This is a genomic window from Bradyrhizobium guangdongense (assembly GCF_004114975.1).
In the GTDB taxonomy this organism is placed as follows: Bacteria; Pseudomonadota; Alphaproteobacteria; order Rhizobiales; family Xanthobacteraceae; genus Bradyrhizobium; species Bradyrhizobium guangdongense.
Map to the genome: position 1 here is coordinate 1,861,622 of NZ_CP030051.1, position 17,684 is coordinate 1,879,305.

The following is a 17,684-nucleotide window of genomic DNA, read 5'->3' on the forward strand; positions in this document are numbered from 1 at the left end:
ATGAACGTCCCCAGCGCGACCGATACCAGCGGCACCAATCCGGCCGGTTCGACTTCAACCGGCGCGACCTCGATGAGCAAGGGCGTCGACTACAATACCTTCCTCCAGCTCCTCATCGCAGAGATGAAGAACCAGGATCCGACCAATCCGACCGATACCTCGCAATATATGAGCCAGTTCGCCCAGCTCTCGACCGTCGAGCAGGCGATGCAAACCAATACCAAGCTGGATTCGCTATTGTCCTCCCAGTCGTTGTCGCAGGCGGACGGGTTGATCGGGAAGACCGTCAGCTTCACCGACTCGACCGGTGCCACCTTCAGCGGCAAGGTCGCCTCGATCTCGATCAACAGCAACGGTTCCGTCGCAACCCTTCAGGACGGTACCAAGGTTGCGGTCGGCCCCGGCCTCACGATCAGCGGCTAGCGATGAACGAGCGGGATGCTCTCGACATCGTCCAGGCCGCGATCTGGACCATTCTCGTCGCCTGCGGACCCGCAGTCGGGGCGGCGATGCTGGTCGGCATCCTCATCGCGCTGATCCAGGCCCTGACCCAGATCCAGGAGGCGACGCTGACCTTCGTTCCGAAGATCATCGTCATTCTCGTCGTCGTGGCCATCTCCGGCTCCTTCATCGGTGCGCATCTCTCCACCTTCACCGAGATGGTCTATTCGCGGATCGAGCACGGCTTCTGATCCGCGGAACCTCCAGCCACCATCCTCGCGTAAGCTTTGGGGGGCAGATTGCGGGGCGGACCCTGCTGCCGGTGACCCATGGCCGATACGTTAGCTGCTAGCCTGCCGAACCCGCGACGCTTCGGCGCGGATGCCTTCTTCGCGGGCGGTATCGTGACCATGCTCACGATCCTGTTCCTGCCGATTCCTCCTGTTCTGATCGACCTCGGTCTCGCCTTCTCGATCGCGCTGTCCGCGCTGATTTTGATGGTTGCGTTGTGGATCCAGCGGCCACTCGACTTCTCCGCTTTTCCCACCGTTCTCCTGATCGCGACGATCCTGCGGCTGGCGCTGAATATCGCGACCACCCGCCTGATCCTGTCGCGCGGCGGAGAGGGTGAGCAGGCTGCCGGCCATGTCGTCGCCGGTTTCTCGAAATTCGTCATGGGCGGCGACTTCGTCATCGGCCTGATCATCTTCGCGATCCTGGTCACGGTGAATTTCGTCGTCATCACCAAGGGCGCGACGCGTATCGCGGAAGTCGGCGCCCGCTTCACCCTGGATGCCATTCCCGGCAAGCAGATGGCGATCGACGCGGATCTATCGGCCGGTCTGATCGACGACAAGGAAGCGCAGCGCCGGCGCCGCGAGCTCGAGGAAGAGAGCGCGTTCTTCGGTGCGATGGACGGTGCATCCAAGTTCGTTCGCGGCGACGCCATCGCCGGCTTGATCATCACTGCGATCAACATTTTCGGCGGCATCATCATCGGCGTCACCCATCATGGGCTGACCTTGTCGCGCGCCGCCGACGTCTACACAAAGCTCTCGGTCGGCGACGGCCTGGTGTCGCAGATGCCGGCGCTGATCGTATCGCTGTCGGCGGGTCTTCTGGTGTCCAAGGGCGGCACCAGGGGCTCGGCCGAGCAGGCCGTGCTGCGGCAGCTCGGCGGCTATCCGCGCGCGGTGTCGGCGGCCTCCTTGATGATGTTCGTGCTGGCGCTGATGCCGGGCCTGCCGATGGCGCCGTTCGTACTATTGGGCGGCGTCATGGCCTTCGTCGGCTACTCGCTGCCGAAGCGGCAGGCCGCGGCGAAGCAGAAGGATGACGCGCGCAAGGCGGAGGAGCGGGCGCAGAACGAGGCCAAGGAGTCCGTCAAGGAATCGCTCAAGACCGCCGAGATCGAGCTGTCGCTCGGCAGCCATCTGTCGGTCCACCTGCTTGGTTCGCGCAACGAGCTCGCACACCGCGTCAGCAAGATCCGCAAGAAATTCGCCAAGCAGTACGGTTTCGTCATTCCCGAGATCAAGCTGTCGGACAATCTGTCGATCGACCCCAAGGCCTACCAGATCCGGATCCACGATACCCGCGTCGCCCACGGCGAGCTCAGGATCGGCGAGGTGCTGGTGCTCGTAGACAAGGACGGCAAGCCCGACGTGCCCGGCGATGAGGTGATCGAACCCGCGTTCGGCATGAAAGCGCTGTGGGTGACGGAAGCCTTCACCGAGGAGGTCAAGAGGCAGGGCTGCAAGCCGGTCGACAATCTGTCGGTGCTGCTCACGCATCTGAGCGAAGTGCTGAGGGCAAACCTCTCGCAGCTGCTGTCCTACAAGGACATGCGAGGACTGCTTGACCGGCTCGAGCCCGAGTACAAGCGCCTGGTCGACGACCTCTGCCCATCGCAGATATCCTATTCCGGCCTGCTGGCGATCCTGAAGATCCTGCTTGGCGAGCGGGTGTCGATCCGCAATCTTCATCTGATCCTCGAAGCGATCGCCGAGATTGCACCCCATGTGCGGCGCTCGGAGCAGGTCGCCGAGCATGTGCGGATGCGCCTGGCTCAGCAGATCTGCGGCGACCTCTCCGACAATGGCGTGCTTAATGTCCTTCGTCTCGGCAACCGCTGGGACCTCGCCTTCCACCAGAGCCTCAAGCGCGACGGCAAGGGCGATGTCGTCGAGTTCGACGCCGACCCGCGGCTGATCGAGCAGTTCGCGACCGAGGCGAGCGCCGCGATCCGGAAATTCACCGAGGACGGCACCAGCGTGGTGCTGGCGGTAACACCGGAAGCACGGCCCTATGTCCGCATGATTCTCGAGCGTGTGTTCCCGACATTGCCGATCCTCTCGCATGTCGAGGTCGCCCGCAGCGCCGAGATCAGGGCGCTCGGAGCCATTTCGTGATTAGCGGTCTCACCGACAACGTGCTCGCCACGTTCATCGTGTTCTGCCGCATCGGTGCCTGCCTGATGCTGGTGCCAGGCTATTCCAGCGTGAACGTTCCGCCGCAGATCCGGCTGTTCGTCGCGCTGGTTACGACGTTCGCGCTGACGCCGATCCTGGTCTCAATCCTGAAGCCGCTCGTGGACGACGCTTCGCCACTGACGCTGGCGCTGCTGATCGGCACCGAGTTGCTGGTCGGCAGCGTCATCGGTCTCGGCGGCCGTGTGTTCTTCCTCGCGCTCCAGACCATGCTGGCCGTGATGGCCAGCGCGATCGGCCTGAGCAGCATCCCGGGCACGCCGGTGGGTGACACCGATCCGGCCCCGCCCGTGGTCCCGCTCATCATGGCCGCGGTCACCACGCTGTTCTTCCTGACCGACCAGCACTGGCAGGTGCTGCGCGGGTTGATGAACTCGTACGACGTCTGGCGCCCCGGAGAGAAGCTGAGCGGCGAAATGGCGCTGAACCAGCTCGTGAACCGGCTCACGGACGCGTTCGTGCTGACGCTGCGGATCACCAGCCCCTTCATCGTCTACTCCATCGTCGTCAATTTTTCGGTCGGTCTCATCAACAAGTTGACGCCGGCGATTCCGGTCTATTTCGTCTCGGTGCCGTTCGTGCTGTTCGGCGGCTTCCTGCTGCTCTACCTCACCAGCGACGAGTTGCTGACGCAGTTCATGCTCGGCCTCTCGTCCTGGCTGGCGGGGTGACCGGCCATGGAATCGCGCGCGGACAAGCTCGGTCGCATCGTCTCGCTGGTGAAGCTCCAACTGCGGCTGTCTGAATGGCAGCTCGCGCAATTGCGGCAGCAGGAAAGAACCATGCAGGACGAGCAGGCATGGCTGGTCGGAACCTTGAACGAAGGCAAGGCGCCGGCGGGTTCGTCCAGCGACTCGATCGCGCGGCGCCTCAACAAGACCAGTGTCGGTGCACGCGCTGTGCAGGAGCGCGCTTCGATGCAGCTCGACAAGGTCCGTTCGGAGACCAGGCGCGTGAAGCAGCTCGAGGAGGTCGCCAGGGTGGCGCTCGCCGACAAGCTGCGCGATGCAGAGAAGCGCTCGCTCGAAGACATCACGGGGACCCACGCCGCTGTCCGCGATTTGACGAGGCGGCCAGCCAGCCGGAACAAGCCATGATCGTGACACCGACATCCGACCTCGTTCTAGACGTTCTCGACGCCGCCGATCCTGTGGCGCAACACGCGGCGACTGCCAAGCTCCATGCGCTGAAATCGTCCGACGCCGATTTTGCCGCAACGATGGACGCCGCCGGCAAGGCGGCGGATCAATCCGCCGCAAGCGTCGCCGAGGCGCAATCGGGCGTAGTGAACGGGGCGCCGGTGCATGTGATCAAGAAGCCCGGGCCGGACGAGGTCTATCGCAAGTTCGAAGCCTTCATCCTCCAGACCTTCGTCGAGACGATGCTGCCGAAGGAGTCGGAGGAGGTCTTCGGCAAGGGCACAGCCGGCGGCATCTGGAAATCGATGTTGGCCGAGCAGCTTGGCGCCCAACTTGCGAAGGGCAAAGGGATCGGAATTGCCAAACAGCTCGCAGCTGCGCATCCGGCGGGGCCGGACGTGACGGGCAAGGCCGGATGATGAAGCCAGACAGGGATGACGAACGTTGAGGGATGAATTTGCTATGCAGGTAGAACAGGGCGCGACGGCCCCGGTAATGGAACAGCCGGTCGTCGACATCGAGGCCGTTGCGACTGAGGCTGCACGGGGCGACGTTCTGCTGCCCGCCCTCCTGCTCAGTTCCGGCGGCGAGATGACATCCGACGATGCTGAATCGGCAGGAGCGGAGGCGACGCGCTCCGAGGAGATCCGCGGCCTATTGGCCGCGATTCGCCGGCTCGAAACCATCGTCGTGGAAGAGACCACCGCGCTCGCGACAGGACAGAAGGTCGACTTCGACGACTTCAGCGCCCGGAAAAGCCGGAGCATGCTGGAGTTCGTCCGCCTGATGCGGGCGCGGATGCATCTCGGCGGCGAAACCGAGATCACCGAGGAGATCCAGCGGCTCCGCGAGAAGCTGGAGCGAAATCGCTCCCTCCTCGAGATGCATTACGAGGCCGTGCGCGAGGTCGCGGGCATCATCGTCAAGGCGATCAAGGATGCCGAGTCGGACGGCACCTATACCGGTCGTGCAGTGCGGGATGCAAAATGATCAAACTGGTGCTGGCCGGGCTCTGGGTATGCATCCTCACCGCGGGCACGAGCTACGGCGTGGCCTATTGGAAGGAAAACGGCAGCTTGCTGTCCGCCAAGGACGAATATCTGGATGGGCTGCAATACCAGAAAACGCGTGCTTTGAGCGTGCCCATGGTCGAGGGCGGTGCCGTGCAGGGCTACATCGTCGCGCGATTCGTCTACACGGTGGACGCCAAGACCATGCACCAGCTCACCGTTCCACCCGAGCCGTTCGTCGTGGATGAGGCCTTCCGCAGGATCTATGCGGACGAGCGCCTCGATTTCAGGAAGCTCGCCCGCTACGACCTCTCCCTTCTCACCGCAGCGATCAAGCAGCGCGTCAACGAGCGGATGCAAGCCGATATCGTTCAGGACGTGCTGGTCGAGGACTTCAACTACGTCTCCAAGGAAGAATTCCAGCAGAAGCCCTAGCCTGCCGGGCCGCGAAGCCGCGCCTGCGCAACGACGTTTCTGGCCTCAAAAAGCAAGCCGGCCTCTGCAGGATCTCCCGCAGAGGCCGGTCGTCGTTTGCGAGCCTTCCTCCAGCGCGTCAGTTGCCGGCCGGGTACGCCGCCGGGGCGGCATGGGCCCGGTTCAGCAGGATGCCGACGTCGTCGAGATCCTGCATCGGCTCGTCAATGGCCTCGTTGGCGGGGATGTTGAGCCGGTATCCGACATAGCGCCGTGCCACGATGGCGTCGAAGCCGAGGCGGTCGCGAAGCTTCTTGCGCAGCTTGCTGACGTGGCTCTCGATCACGCTCTCGTCGAAAGTGGATTCGAAGATGCCGTAGACGGCGTTGAAGATCTGCGTCTTGGTAATCCACTTGCCGTGGTTGCTGACCATGTATTCCAGGATGCGCAGCTCGCGGCGAGGCAGGGTGAGGGCGTGGCCCGCGATCTCGGGATCACGTCCGTTGAAGAAGACCTGGATCCTGGTCTCGCAGGGCCGCGGCAACTCGCCCACCCGGCGGCGTGCGATCGCGGCCGTTCGAGCGAGGATCTCGCGCAGGTGAATCGGCACGTGCACGACGTCGTCGACACCCGATTCGAACAGCTCCAGCGTGTTCTTGAGCATCTTCTGGCCGCTCATCGCGATGATCGGAGCCGCAGACCGCTTGCGCATCGCCCGTGGCAGGCTTCCGCGGGCATCGCACTCCCCCAGAAGGAAGGCATCGACGGCTGCGAGGTCCGATTCGTTCGCGGATTGCAGCCAGTCCCAGAATTCTCCGGAGGAGAAGCCGATCGACGATACACCCTCGCGAACGAGTCCTCCTACGTAGCTGTTCGCGACGCTCTCGCGATCATCAACGATAATATACATCAGTCAGTCGCCCCTGTTTCGCACTTGCCGCGGCCGGGAGGTTTATTGTGATGCCCCGGCTCGGCAGCCATGCTGTTTGACGATATTTCCCTCCCGCGAACCGTTATTATGGTTTCGATATTCGCGGGCAGCCCTACGCATTCAGTGCCTGCGCGAGCAGGCCTGCTACTTCGACTCGATACTGAACGCTACTGCGTGAAGCCCGGCGGGTGTCTTACGATCACCTTGCGGAGCGGATTGAGAAAACGACCTGGTACAGTGGCGTCACGTTACGCATTGCGTCCGAACACTACCGAACTCAGTCGATCTCCTCGCCAACGGGCGCGAATCACTTGATGTAGACCGTAACAATTGCCGATTTCCGATCAAGCGTGCGAAACAAAGCGTTTGCTACGTGTGCTTGATGCTGTTGATTCGTTTCCGGTTGTTTCTTTATGTGTCGCCTCGCATCAGTTGATTTCAAATCCGAACTAGTTTTGCACCGTGGTGGTCATAAAGTTCCATATACCCGTAAAAATTCAGCTATTTTGGGTGGTACTGCCGGATCGCCGCAGTGAAGGGTTTTCAACCCCGGATTGACTCTCCTTGCCGCGCAGCCGCGTGCGACAACTCGACTGATTTGTAGCGACGCGACTTCAGCTTGGCGAAATCTTGGCGAGGGTGTGTCTTTCGAGTCGCACTTTTGCCTTATGCAGTTGCGTCGGACTCGCCAACGATCATCCGCGACCAACAGTTTTTCGATGCGCACGTTTCAAGCAAGCTTCACCAACTAGCTTCGCTCGAAGATCGAAATGAACGGAGCATTTTCAAATGTTGTCCGATGGAAAAACGCGTCCCGTCGAAGCTGCGGATCTGTCCGCGACGGCGAAGCCCGCTCCGGACGCGCGCGATGCGAAGCTCAATACGAATGCGCGCGGCGCCAGGCCCGCGACCGTCGCGAAGCCTGCAGCGGCGTCGAGCGATGAGGTCGCAGCCAAAGAAGCGCTCGAGGGATTGAAGCGTATTCGCGCCAAGGCGCGCCTGGACAAGATGGCGATACCAAAGCCCGTGCCGACGGTGATCAAGCCGGCCGTGATCGTCGCCAAACCGCCGCCGCCGCGTCCGACCTGGGTCGCGCCGCTCGCGACGTTGGCAGTTGCCGCCATCCTCGTCGTCAGCGCCTGCACCGGTGTCATCGCCTATCTCACGATGCAGCCGAGCCAGCCCAATGTCGCGGCCAACGCGGAGATCAGGAATTTGCGCGACACGGTCGCCCAGCTGCGCAAGCAATTATCGGGTGTCTCCGAGAATCTCGATGGCCTGCGCACGGCGGTTGATCAGTCAAGCAAGGCGACCAGCGACCGGTTCGGCCGGTTTGCCGAGAACCTTGATCGCATCGAGCGGGTGAGCTCGTCCTCGACGGCGAAGCTCGACAGGCTGGCTCAGGCCCAGGTCCAGCCGCCGACTCCCGTCGCCGCGCAGCCGCTGTCGCCGGCACCGGCGATGCCGATGATGGCCTCGGTCACCGCGCCGGAGACCACGGGATCAGTGTCCCCGGTCGAACGAAGCTCGGCACTACGAAGAGTGGTCAAGGGGTGGTCAGTCCGCCAGGCCTATGAAGGCATCGCGATCCTTCAGGGGCCGAACGGTGTCGTCGAGGCCGTGCTCGGCCAACAGGTTCCGAACCTCGGCCGTATCGAGGAGATCAGGAACGAGAACGGCCGTCTGGTGGTGGAAACCAGCGGCGGCGTCGTCTATTCCGCGCGGAAGTGAGAGGCCGATAATTCTATTGGCGGTGATGTTCGTAGCTGGTGCATAGCAAATCCACCTCGCTCTCCGCGATCGGCGCGCGAAACAACCGGCAGGTGAACTCGACCGTCGTCTTGTTCTCGGAGCTGATGCGATCCTCGCGGAGGAAGATGCATCGCTTGCAGACGTCGGTGTGGTGCCGCTGTTCGGCGGCATCCGCCTGATCGAGCACCTGTCGCAAGGTGTCGCGAAAGCGGATCTTGCTGTCCTCCTCGAGGACGGCGATAGCCTCGATCAGGCCATTGACGGGATCGCGCGCCAGAAACTTCTTTCCCTGCAACGTCACACTCAGCATCACAGAGCGCTTGTCCTTGGCGGAGCGCTTGCGTTCCAGATAGCCGAGCCTCTCGAGCTCGCCGATGATGAACGAGGCGGTGCCACGTGTGGTGCCGACATAGCTCGCCAGCGCCGATGGCGTCCTGGAGAAGCGGTTGGCACGGGAGAGGAACCGCAGTGCCATCCACTCGCGATCGCGCATGCCGTGCTTGGTGCCTTCGAACCACAGGATTCGTGCCACCTGTCCCAGTAATTCAATCGCTTCGCGGGCCAAAATCATATGGGTGCCAGATCGGATAAAGCTTTATTCAATTGAGCCTTTGGTGCGCGATCGCTGCGGGACGCAATGAAGCTGTCGAGCGTTGCTTCGCCCGAAGCGAGAACAATTGCCGCGCTTTGAAGACGCTTCTCCGTTCTGGAGATGGAACATTCGCGAGTGGAACTAGAGCGCCACGAAGAAAGTTCGAGTAAATATGACAGCTCGACTGATCTGAAAATTTCAGTCAAATGGCGCGGTCCCGCGTCGATTATTGGGTGCTGTGCTGCGCCTAAGCAACATGATGTGGCCATATGGCCGCGATCGGGCTCATTTGTTGCGGCAATGCATTCCCAATCGCGCGAAGCCGCACACAATCTGCGGCACGCTTTGGTGCGGCAGGTCACGGGAGAACCCTTTCTTTCGGTTAATGGATGTTGCGGCGCAACGCGGGGACGCGGTTAAATCGGGCACATCATCAGATCGGAGAGGTCAGGCGTGTCGTCAGCAAAAGAGCAAGCCGCGCCGTTCAGCGTCAAACGCGCGGCACTGGCCGCCACCGTTGGCAATATGCTCGAGTTCTACGATTTCATCACCTACAGCTTCTTCGCGATCCAGATCGGGCATGCCTTCTTTCCGACCGGAAGCGAGTACGGCAGCCTGATGCTGTCGTTGGCGACATTCGGTGCCGGCTTCGTGACGCGTCCGATCGGCGGTATCGTGCTCGGCATCTATTCCGACCGGATCGGCCGGCGGCCCGCGATGCTGTTGAGTTTCGCGCTGATGGGGGCGGCGATCCTGACCATCACGTTCACGCCGTCCTATAATTCGATCGGGCTTGCGGCGCCGATCATCGTCATTGCGGCCCGCATGGTGCAAGGCTTTGCGCTCGGCGGCGAGGTGGGGCCGACCACCGCTTATCTGATTGAGATCGCGCCGCCGGAGCATCGGGCGCTGGTGGTGGCCTGGCAGCCGGCGAGTCAGGAGATCGCAGCAACGGCCGGAGCGCTCGTCGGCGTCATCCTGAGCAGGACGATGGCGCCGGAGATGTTGGATCTCTATGGCTGGCGCGTGGCGTTTCTGATCGGGGCGGTCTGCCTGCCGTTCGGAGTCTGGATGCGCCGGACCCTTCCCGAGACGATCTCACCGGCTGACGTCGGTGTCGCGGCAAAGGAAAGCACGGGTCATCTGTCGCTGGCTCGCTCCCACACCGGCCTGATCGTGCTAGCGTTGATGGTGCTGGCCAGCGGCACGATCTCGACCTATGTCACGCAATACATGACGACCTATGCGCAGAATACGCTGCATGTCTCGTCGACTCTGGCGTTTGCCGTATCGCTCGTCAGTAACGGCATTCAGTTCGTCGGCGCGCTGGTTGGCGGTTGGCTCGCCGATCGTCTCGGCCGCAAGCCTGTGATGATCTGGCCGCAGCTTGCGACCCTGCTGCTGACCTATCCTGTCTTCCTCTGGATCGTCCATGCGCCGGGCATGCTGTCGCTGCTGGTTGGCTTCGGCTTGCTGTCCATCATCGGCTCGCTGCCGTTCACCGCGTTCTACGCCACTTTCACCGAGGCGCTGCCACAAAGTATCCGCGGCGGCGTGTTCGCCACCGTCTACGCGGTCGCGATCGCGAGCTTCGGTGGCACCGCACAGCTCGTGGTGACCTGGCTGCTCCATGTCACCGGCGATCCGCTGGCGCCGGCTTGGTACCTGCTGCTTGCGGCGATCGTCGGACTGGTTGCGATGAGTCTGATGCCGGAAACTGCACCGGTGAAGCAGCGCGATCGTCGGGTCTGAAAGGTCCCGCGCTCGCAGGCTGGTGATTTGCGTTTCGCCGGCAATTATTGGCGAATGCGTCGCCTGCAGGATCAGGGCAAGAAACTAGGGCAAGACATCAGGGCAAGGCATAAGGAAGGATCAACCCATGAGTATTGAAACCACCATGACGGCCGATGTCGTCGGGCTGACGAAAGTCGCCCCGGTCTCGCGTCGCGGATTCATGAGCGCCACCGCGGCCGTCGCCGCCGGCTACACGCTTGCGGCAGGTCCCGTCCGCGCTGAGGTCATCACCACGGATACCAATGGCCTTCAGGCCGGCGACGCTAGGGTCAAGGTCGGCTCCGAGGAGATGCCGGCCTATTTTGCGCGGCCCGCGGGCGACACCAAGGCGCCGGTGATCATCGTCGCAATGGAGATCTTCGGCCTGCATGAATACATCAAGGACGTGACGCGGCGCCTCGCCAAGCTCGGCGCCTTTGCGGTCGCGCCCGATTATTATTTCCGCAAGGGCACTGATCTCACCAAGATCACCGACATCAAGGATCTGCTGCCGATCGTCAACGCCAAGCCGGATGCCGAGCTGCTGTCCGATCTCGACGCGACGGTGGCGTGGGCGGGATCGCAGGGCGGCGACACCACGAAGCTCGGCATTATCGGCTTCTGCCGCGGTGGACGCACCGTCTGGGAATATGCCGCGCATAGCGGTGCGCTCAAGGCCGGCGTCGCCTTCTACGGTCCGCCAGTGGATGCACCCAATCCGCTCTGGCCCAAAAGCCCGCTCCAGCTCGCGCCCGAGATGAAGGCTCCGGTGCTCGGCCTCTATGGCGGCGCGGATACCGGCATTCCCGTTGCCCAGGTCGAGCAGCTCAAGGCGGCGCTCGAACAGAACAAGAAGACGGCCGAATTCAAGATCTATCCGGATGCGCCGCACGGCTTCCACGCCGATTATCGCAGCAGCTACCGCAAGGATGCGGCGGAAGATGCCTGGAAGCAGGCGCAGGCCTGGTTTAAAAAGTACGGCGTGTTGAGCTGACGCTGGAAATCAAGGGGCGGCCTGACCGGCCGCCCTTGTTTGCCGTTTCAGAAAGCAAGTCTCACTTCGTCATCGCGCCATAGACGATATCCTGAACCTGCTCGCGATAATATTTGCGCAGCTCGCCCGGCGCGGCCGTTCCCACCACGACAACAAGCCGCTCTTTCGGGTCGCAGAAGAACTGCGTGCCGTAGGCGCCATTCCAGGTGAACTCGCCGGGATTGCCGGGAACCGACGACAATCCCTCGCTGGTGCGGACCGCGACCGCGAGGCCAAAGCCGAAGCCGGCGCGATGCGGCTCGATCACCGCCACGTTGTTCTTGATCTCGGGACCAAGGTGGTTGCTCGTCATGTGATGCACGGTCTTGGGCGACAGGATCCGCTGGCCGTCGAGCTCGCCGCCGTTCAGCAGCATCTGGCCGAAACGGATATAGTCGCCGACCGTCGCGAACGAGCAGGCACCGCCGCAATCGAACCTGGTCGGAGTGTCGAGCAGCTTGATGGCCTGTGGTTTCCCTGTCAGCGGATCATTGGCAAACGGACGGGCGAGGTGAGGGCGTTGCGCGTCGCTCGGATGGAAGGTCGCATCCTTCATCCCGAGTGGCTGCCAGACATTGGCGGCGAGATAATCGCCGAGCCGTTGCTCACTGACCTTCTCGATGACGGCGCCGAGCACGTCGATCGAGAAGCCGTATTCGAATTCGGTCGAGGGCTGATGCGCCAGCGGCAGCTTGGTGATGCGCTCGATGAACGCCTGTGTGTCTCCTTCGATCGCCGGCGCGGTGCCGTCAGGATATTGCCGCGCCAGCGCGCTGGACGAGTCCGGGCGACCGCCATACATCAGGCCGGACGTGTGTCGATACAGATCGTGGATGAAGATCGGCGAGGCCTGCGACTCGAGCTTCAAAGAACCGTCGGCCTGCTGGACGCCGACTTTCATGTCGGCGAAGGCAGGATAGTAATCGGACAGTTTGGCCTGCAACGGCAGCCTGCCCTGCTCCATGAGCGTCAGGCCTGCGACAGCGGCCATCGGCTTGGTCATCGAGGCCAGTGCGAACATCGCATCAACCGGCATCGGCGTGCCCTTGTCGGGATCGAGCATGCCATAGGCCTTGTAGCGCACGAGCTTGCCGTCGCGCGCCACCGCGACGACAGCACCCGGCACGCGCTTGGCAGTGATCTCGCGCGCGAAGAAGTCGTCGAGCCGTGCAAGTCCCTGTTTCGAGAAGCCGACATCTTCAGGGGCGGCTTCAGGCAGCGGTGCGGCGCGTGCTGCTCCGAAGGCGATGACGGCGGCCGCCGCCGCGATCGTGGCGATCGTCTTGTTCATTGCATCCTCCCGGCCGCGAGCTCTCGGCTCGCTCGACCTCTAGATCACGACCGACCAAACGCGGAGTCAAGCGCGGACGGGGCATGTCTGGGACGCGCCTGGAACCTCATCGACCATCCCCATCACGCCACAGCGCATCGAGGCCGTGCCGGTAGGTCGGATAGGCCAGCGTGACGCCGAGCTCGCGCTTCACTCTCGCGTTGGAGACGCGGGCGCTGCTGGCATAGAAGCTGCGCGCCATCGCCGACATCTCGGCGGTCTCGAACGCCTCTTCGGGCGGCGGCGCAATGCCCATGAGCTGCGCGGCATAGGCGATCACGTCCTGCGGCGGAGCCGGCTCGTCGTCGCAGACGTTCCAGGTGCCGCCGTTATCGTGGCGGATGGGCGCCATGATCGCGCTCGCGATATCGTCGACATGAATGCGGTTGAAGACCTGACCGGGCTTGATGATGCGCCGGGCGGTGCCGCTGCGCAGCGTCACCAGCGCGTTGCGGCCGGGACCGTAGATACCGGCAAGCCGCAGGATGGCGACATTGCCTTGGGCGGTTTCAGTCCATGCCTGCTCCGCCGCGACCCGCATCCGAGCGCGGTCGAGCGAAGACTGTGGCGGCGTGCTTTCGTCGACCCAACCGCCGGCGTGATCGCCATAGACGCCGATGGTGGAGAGATAGACCACCTTGCGGTGACCCTTCGCCACGACGTCGCCGAGCGCCGCCAGCGCGGGATCGCCGGTGTTGCCCGGCGGGATCGATATCAGGAGGACGTCGGCATCACGGATCCGGTTGACCGTCGAGTCAGCCGGGCGATTGCCGGAGAAGCCATGCAGCTCCAGGCCGGCCAGGTCGTCCCGCTTGGCCGGATCGCGCACCGTGCCGGCGACATGCGAGAAGCTGCCGCTGAACCTGCGGACGAAATGCCGGGCGGTATAGCCAAGACCGAGGATGAAGAGCCGCATGCGTTTGCCGTGCTAGATCCGAGTTCCCGTTCGCGCTGTCAGCGCGTGCTTGCTCATAAGAGATTTTTGGGTTCGGCAAAAGATATTGCGATTTTACTCGCCCGCCCGTGCAGGCGATGGTCGCGCCATCCAGGGAGGCGTCGATCATGCAGGCGGAAGCGGCCACCATCACGCCTTCGGGCGCGGCAGAGCTGATCCGAAACGCCGCCGCGCTGGTCTTCGATGTCGACGGCACTCTGGCCGAGACCGAAGAGCTGCATCGGCGGGCCTTCAACCTTGCCTTCGCCCGTGCCGGTCTCGACTGGCATTGGAACCAGGCCGTCTACCGGGATTTGCTGCGGGTGACCGGCGGCAAGGAGCGCATCCGCGCCTACCACACCATGCTGTCGATCGCGCCGCCGCTATCGGACGCTGACATCGCCGAGCTTCACCGCACCAAGACCGTACATTATGCCGAGCTGGTCGACACCGGCTGCTGCCGGTTGCGGCCTGGCGTGGCGGAGCTGCTCGCCAGCGCAAAGGCGCGCGGCCAGCGGCTTGCGATCGCGACCACCACCTCGCACGGCAATATCGAGGCGCTGCTGTCGCGAGCGCTGGGGCCGCGGTGGGCGAATAACTTCGAGGCGATCGTTGCCGGCGACGACGTCGGGCACAAGAAGCCTGCGCCGGATGCCTATCTGGAGATCCTGACGCGGCTGAAGCTGGAGCCATCGGATTGCGTCGCGATCGAGGATTCCGCCAACGGGCTGGTGGCGGCGACGCGGGCCGGCATTCCCGTGCTCATCACCCGCAGCATGTACTTCCGGGAAGACGACTTTCGCGACGCCCGGTTCGTGCTGGACGAGTTGTCGGAACTCGCCACCAAACAACAAAACGCAAAACAACCCCATGCACAGTAGATCACGCCGGCGTGAGGGCCGGTGTCAGTGAACCCGGTGGCTCGCTCTATCGTCCTCGGCCTGCTCGACAATCTGCGCGATCGGGCTCGACTGGTGGTGCACCAGCCTCCAGTCATCGCCGACGCGGCGAAAATGGTTGGCGGCGGCGAGCGCGGTGCCGTCGACGATCTCGATGCAGAGCACGCGGGCGCTGTCGCCATCGACGATGGCCTGCGGCTCGGCGCAGACGATCTGCGGCCGCTCCGGGTTCTGCAGGATGTCGCGCCAGCTTCCGATCACCGTAGCGTGGCCGACGATCGCGGGCCAGCCGGGATGAATGCAGGAAATGCCGTCGTCATCCGCCCACATCCGCTTCATCTCGTCGAAATCGCCCGTCGAGAACGCGGCGTAAAAAGCCGCGTTGGCGGCGATGACCTTGCTGTCCTTTGCCATCCTTCTCGGGTGGGCCAATGGCAGGCAAAAATCAAGCGCGACTTCAGGCGCACTTTGAACGCAGTGCAGCATCGCTGCCCAGTTCGTGGTCACGCCGAAACCAGCGTCTCCACTGCGCGCCGCGCGCCTTCCTTGTAGAGACGGCCGAGCGCCGCAGTGACGGCCTCGCGCAGGCGCGGCTCGGCGCCGAGCGGCCCGAACACTCTGGCGACGCCGAGCAACGCGGGTGCGAGCCGCTCGGCGACGGGGCCGGCCTCGCGCGCCAGACTTGCAAGCTCGGCGGCGAGGGGATCGCGCACGTCGATGGCGCGGCCCTGCTCGTCGATCGCGCTGACGTAGCGCATCCAGCCGGCCACCGCGAGCGCATGGGTTGCGATCGGCAGGTTCCTGGCGAGGCGATCCTGCATCGCGCCGAGCAGGCGCTGTGGCAGCTTTTGCGAGCCGTCCATCGCGATCTGCCAGGTGCGGTGATGCAGTGCCGGATTGGCAAAGCGCTCGAGCAGCGAGGCGCGATAGGCGGCGAGGTCGGTGCCAGATGGCATCGTCAGCGTCACCGCGGCATCTTCCATTACCCGCGCGGCGAGCCGCGCGAAATGCGGATCCTGCATGGTATCGGCGATGGTCTCGTAGCCGGCGAGATAGCCGAGATAGGCCAGCGCCGAATGGCTGGCATTGAGCAGCCGCAGCTTCATCAGTTCGAACGGCTTGACGTCGGTGACGAGCTCGACGCCTGCAGCGGCGAGATCGGGACGGCCCGCGCAGAACCGGTCCTCGACGACCCATTGTGTGAACGGTTCCGTCATGACAGGCCAGGCGTCGCGCATCCCGAGTGCCGCGGCGACCGCGTCACGATCCGCATTGGTCGTCTCCGGCACGATGCGATCGACCATGGTGCAGGGGAATGCGACCGTATCGGCGATCCACTTGCCGAGATCTCTCGAGCGGAGCGCAGCGAATTGGGTCACGATCCGCTGCACGGTGTGGCCGTTGGCGGCGAGGTTGTCGCAGCACAGCACGGTGAAGGGCGGAATGCCCAGCGCCCGCCGCCGCGCCAGCGCGGCCACGATGAAGCCGGGCGCCGAGCGCGGCGCATCGACATTGTTCAGGTCGTGCACGACGTCAGGATGGCGCTCGTCGAGATCACCGGTCTGCGGCGTGTGGCAATAGCCTTTCTCGGTGACCGTGAGCGAGACGATGCGAATGGCGGGATCGGCCATCCGCTCTACGAGTGCTGCCGGCTTCTCGCGCGCGACGACGCTGTCCAGCAGCGCGCCGATGATGCGGTGCTCGGTGCCTTCGGCAGCGCGTACGGCGACCGTATAGAGATGATCCTGCGGGGCGAGAGCATCGCGCGTGTCAGGGCTGCGCAGGCTCGCACCGATGATGCCCCAGGACGAGCTGCCCGCGGCAAGACAATCGTCGATGACGACGGCTTGATGGGCGCGATGAAACGCGCCCAAGCCGAGATGCACGATCCCAGGCGTGATGCGCGAGCGGTCATAGGCCGGGCGGCGAATGCCAGCTGGCAGCCGATCGAGATTGGCGCGACCAAGGCGCATCGACGTCTCCCCTTTGCTTTGGCGGCTGCTTGACATGGCGGCCATATCAGGTCAATGCTTCGGTCAATTGGTAAGGCCAATTATCCAAAATTGGCGGGCCGCCGGGCTGGAAGCCTTCCCGGCGAGACCCTTTCGGGAGGACCAGCGTGCCGCTGGAAGCTGTGGAGGCGAGACGGCTCTATCGCCAGGTCGCCGATCAATTGCGAAGCCTGATCGACAGCGGCGAATACGCGGTCGGCAGCCGCTTGCCGACCGAGCGTGAACTCGCCGATCAGCTCAAGGTATCGCGGCCGACGGTGCGCGAGGCGCTGATCGCGCTCGAGGTGGAAGGGCGCGTCCGCATTCGCGTCGGCTCCGGCATCTATGTGACCGAACCCGCCGAGGCCACGCCGGCTCCAACAGCCGTCATCGAGGGGCCGTTCGAGCTGCTGCGCGCCCGCGAATTCCTGGAAAGCGCCATTGCCGAGCAGGCCGCACGGGTGGCGACCAAGGACGATGTCGCGCGCATCGACGCGGCGCTCGTCGCGATGGAGAATGTCGAGCATCCCGGCGAAGCCTCGATGATCCATGACCGCGCCTTCCACATCGCCATCGCCGGGTGCCTCGGCAATGCCGTGCTGGTGCGGGTGGTCGGCGAGCTGTTCGATCAGCGCCTCAATCCCTATTTCGCGCAGCTGGCGCATTATTTCGAGAACCCCTCCACATGGCGCACCGCGCTTAGCGAGCACCGGGCCGTGCGCGACGCGATTGCGGCGCGCCGGCCGCTGGCGGCTCACGACGCCATGCGCGACCACCTCGCGCACTCGCAGGAGCGCTTCGCGCAGAACTTCGGCGCCGAGACATCAGCGGGGGCGCCGGCAGCGCGATCCGGGGCTCAGCCCGGCAAACCAAAGCGGCCGTCGAACAAACAGGCCAAGAGCGGCAGCGGACGACGACGATGAGATTGGGCGGTCCGCCTCTTTATTTGAGGGCGG

19 protein-coding genes are annotated in these 17,684 nt (G+C 63.7%); 13 read left to right on the top strand and 6 right to left on the bottom strand.

Going from position 1 to position 17,684, the window contains the following annotated elements; genetic code table 11:
* From flgD to X265_RS08975, 8 genes are all read left to right on the top strand, one after another.
* The gene (flgD, locus tag X265_RS08940; protein WP_128964482.1) at positions 1–423 is read left to right on the top strand and encodes a flagellar hook assembly protein FlgD; all 423 of its coding nucleotides are present in this window, start codon (positions 1–3) and stop codon (positions 421–423) included.
* Positions 424–425: 2 nt separating this feature from the next.
* Positions 426–692, top strand: a complete 267-nt coding sequence (fliQ, locus tag X265_RS08945; RefSeq protein WP_128964483.1) for a flagellar biosynthesis protein FliQ — start codon at positions 426–428, stop codon at positions 690–692.
* Between the two features lie 78 nt (positions 693–770).
* On the top strand, positions 771–2,852 hold the full coding sequence (flhA, locus tag X265_RS08950) for a flagellar biosynthesis protein FlhA (RefSeq protein WP_128964484.1): 2,082 nt from the start codon (positions 771–773) through the stop codon (positions 2,850–2,852).
* Complete coding sequence (fliR, locus tag X265_RS08955; protein WP_128964485.1) at positions 2,849–3,601, top strand: flagellar biosynthesis protein FliR; 753 nt, start codon at positions 2,849–2,851, stop codon at positions 3,599–3,601. The genes flhA and fliR overlap by 4 nt, the downstream gene beginning before the upstream one ends.
* Positions 3,602–3,607: 6 nt before the next feature.
* Entirely contained in the window at positions 3,608–4,027 is a 420-nt protein-coding gene (locus tag X265_RS08960) for a hypothetical protein (RefSeq protein WP_128964486.1), read from the top strand.
* Positions 4,024–4,488: a rod-binding protein gene (locus X265_RS08965; protein WP_128964487.1), complete on the top strand. Its 465-nt coding sequence runs from the start codon at positions 4,024–4,026 to the stop codon at positions 4,486–4,488. Before X265_RS08960 ends, X265_RS08965 begins: the two co-directional genes overlap by 4 nt.
* A gap of 43 nt (positions 4,489–4,531) precedes the next feature.
* A complete protein-coding gene (locus X265_RS08970; RefSeq protein WP_128964488.1) occupies positions 4,532–5,059 on the top strand; it encodes a flagellar biosynthesis protein FlgN in 528 nt (175 codons plus the stop codon).
* The gene (locus X265_RS08975; protein ID WP_128964489.1) at positions 5,056–5,514 is read left to right on the top strand and encodes a hypothetical protein; all 459 of its coding nucleotides are present in this window, start codon (positions 5,056–5,058) and stop codon (positions 5,512–5,514) included. Before X265_RS08970 ends, X265_RS08975 begins: the two co-directional genes overlap by 4 nt.
* 118 nt (positions 5,515–5,632) lie before the next feature.
* Here the strand turns inward: X265_RS08975 and X265_RS08980 are convergent, their stop codons facing one another.
* On the bottom strand, positions 5,633–6,403 hold the full coding sequence (locus X265_RS08980; protein WP_128964490.1) for a response regulator transcription factor: 771 nt from the start codon (positions 6,401–6,403) through the stop codon (positions 5,633–5,635).
* Positions 6,404–7,213: 810 nt separating this feature from the next.
* Here X265_RS08980 and X265_RS08990 point away from each other — a divergent pair.
* Positions 7,214–8,155, top strand: coding sequence for a hypothetical protein (locus tag X265_RS08990; RefSeq protein WP_128964491.1), 942 nt, complete (start codon positions 7,214–7,216; stop codon positions 8,153–8,155).
* Positions 8,156–8,168: 13 nt separating this feature from the next.
* Here X265_RS08990 and X265_RS08995 read toward each other — a convergent pair whose 3' ends face one another.
* Positions 8,169–8,747 carry a MarR family winged helix-turn-helix transcriptional regulator gene (locus X265_RS08995; RefSeq protein ID WP_128964492.1) on the bottom strand — a complete coding sequence of 193 codons (579 nt, stop codon included), beginning with the start codon at positions 8,745–8,747 and terminating at the stop codon, positions 8,169–8,171.
* A 546-nt stretch (positions 8,748–9,293) separates the two neighbouring features.
* Between X265_RS08995 and X265_RS09000 the strand changes: the two genes are divergently transcribed.
* Together X265_RS09000 and X265_RS09005 are read left to right on the top strand one after the other, a co-directional pair.
* Entirely contained in the window at positions 9,294–10,520 is a 1,227-nt protein-coding gene (locus X265_RS09000; RefSeq protein WP_244659266.1) for an MFS transporter, read from the top strand.
* A 127-nt stretch (positions 10,521–10,647) separates the two neighbouring features.
* On the top strand, positions 10,648–11,535 hold the full coding sequence (locus tag X265_RS09005; protein WP_128964494.1) for a dienelactone hydrolase family protein: 888 nt from the start codon (positions 10,648–10,650) through the stop codon (positions 11,533–11,535).
* 61 nt (positions 11,536–11,596) lie between these two features.
* On the opposite strand, the gene X265_RS09010 is transcribed toward X265_RS09005, so the two are convergent.
* Both X265_RS09010 and X265_RS09015 read right to left on the bottom strand, forming a co-directional pair.
* Entirely contained in the window at positions 11,597–12,865 is a 1,269-nt protein-coding gene (locus X265_RS09010) for a serine hydrolase domain-containing protein (RefSeq protein ID WP_128964495.1), read from the bottom strand.
* Positions 12,866–12,971: 106 nt separating this feature from the next.
* Positions 12,972–13,820, bottom strand: coding sequence for an SDR family oxidoreductase (locus X265_RS09015; protein ID WP_128964496.1), 849 nt, complete (start codon positions 13,818–13,820; stop codon positions 12,972–12,974).
* A 146-nt stretch (positions 13,821–13,966) separates the two neighbouring features.
* Between X265_RS09015 and X265_RS09020 the strand changes: the two genes are divergently transcribed.
* The gene (locus tag X265_RS09020) at positions 13,967–14,719 is read left to right on the top strand and encodes an HAD family hydrolase (RefSeq protein ID WP_164938479.1); all 753 of its coding nucleotides are present in this window, start codon (positions 13,967–13,969) and stop codon (positions 14,717–14,719) included.
* 24 nt (positions 14,720–14,743) lie between these two features.
* Here the strand turns inward: X265_RS09020 and X265_RS09025 are convergent, their stop codons facing one another.
* Together X265_RS09025 and X265_RS09030 are read right to left on the bottom strand one after the other, a co-directional pair.
* Positions 14,744–15,151, bottom strand: coding sequence for a nuclear transport factor 2 family protein (locus tag X265_RS09025; protein WP_128964497.1), 408 nt, complete (start codon positions 15,149–15,151; stop codon positions 14,744–14,746).
* Between the two features lie 89 nt (positions 15,152–15,240).
* On the bottom strand, positions 15,241–16,710 hold the full coding sequence (locus tag X265_RS09030) for a mannitol dehydrogenase family protein (RefSeq protein WP_164938480.1): 1,470 nt from the start codon (positions 16,708–16,710) through the stop codon (positions 15,241–15,243).
* Positions 16,711–16,856: 146 nt separating this feature from the next.
* On the opposite strand from X265_RS09030, the gene X265_RS09035 reads away from it, so the two are divergent.
* On the top strand, positions 16,857–17,651 hold the full coding sequence (locus tag X265_RS09035) for a FadR/GntR family transcriptional regulator (RefSeq protein ID WP_128964499.1): 795 nt from the start codon (positions 16,857–16,859) through the stop codon (positions 17,649–17,651).
* Positions 17,652–17,684 lie beyond the last annotated feature (33 nt).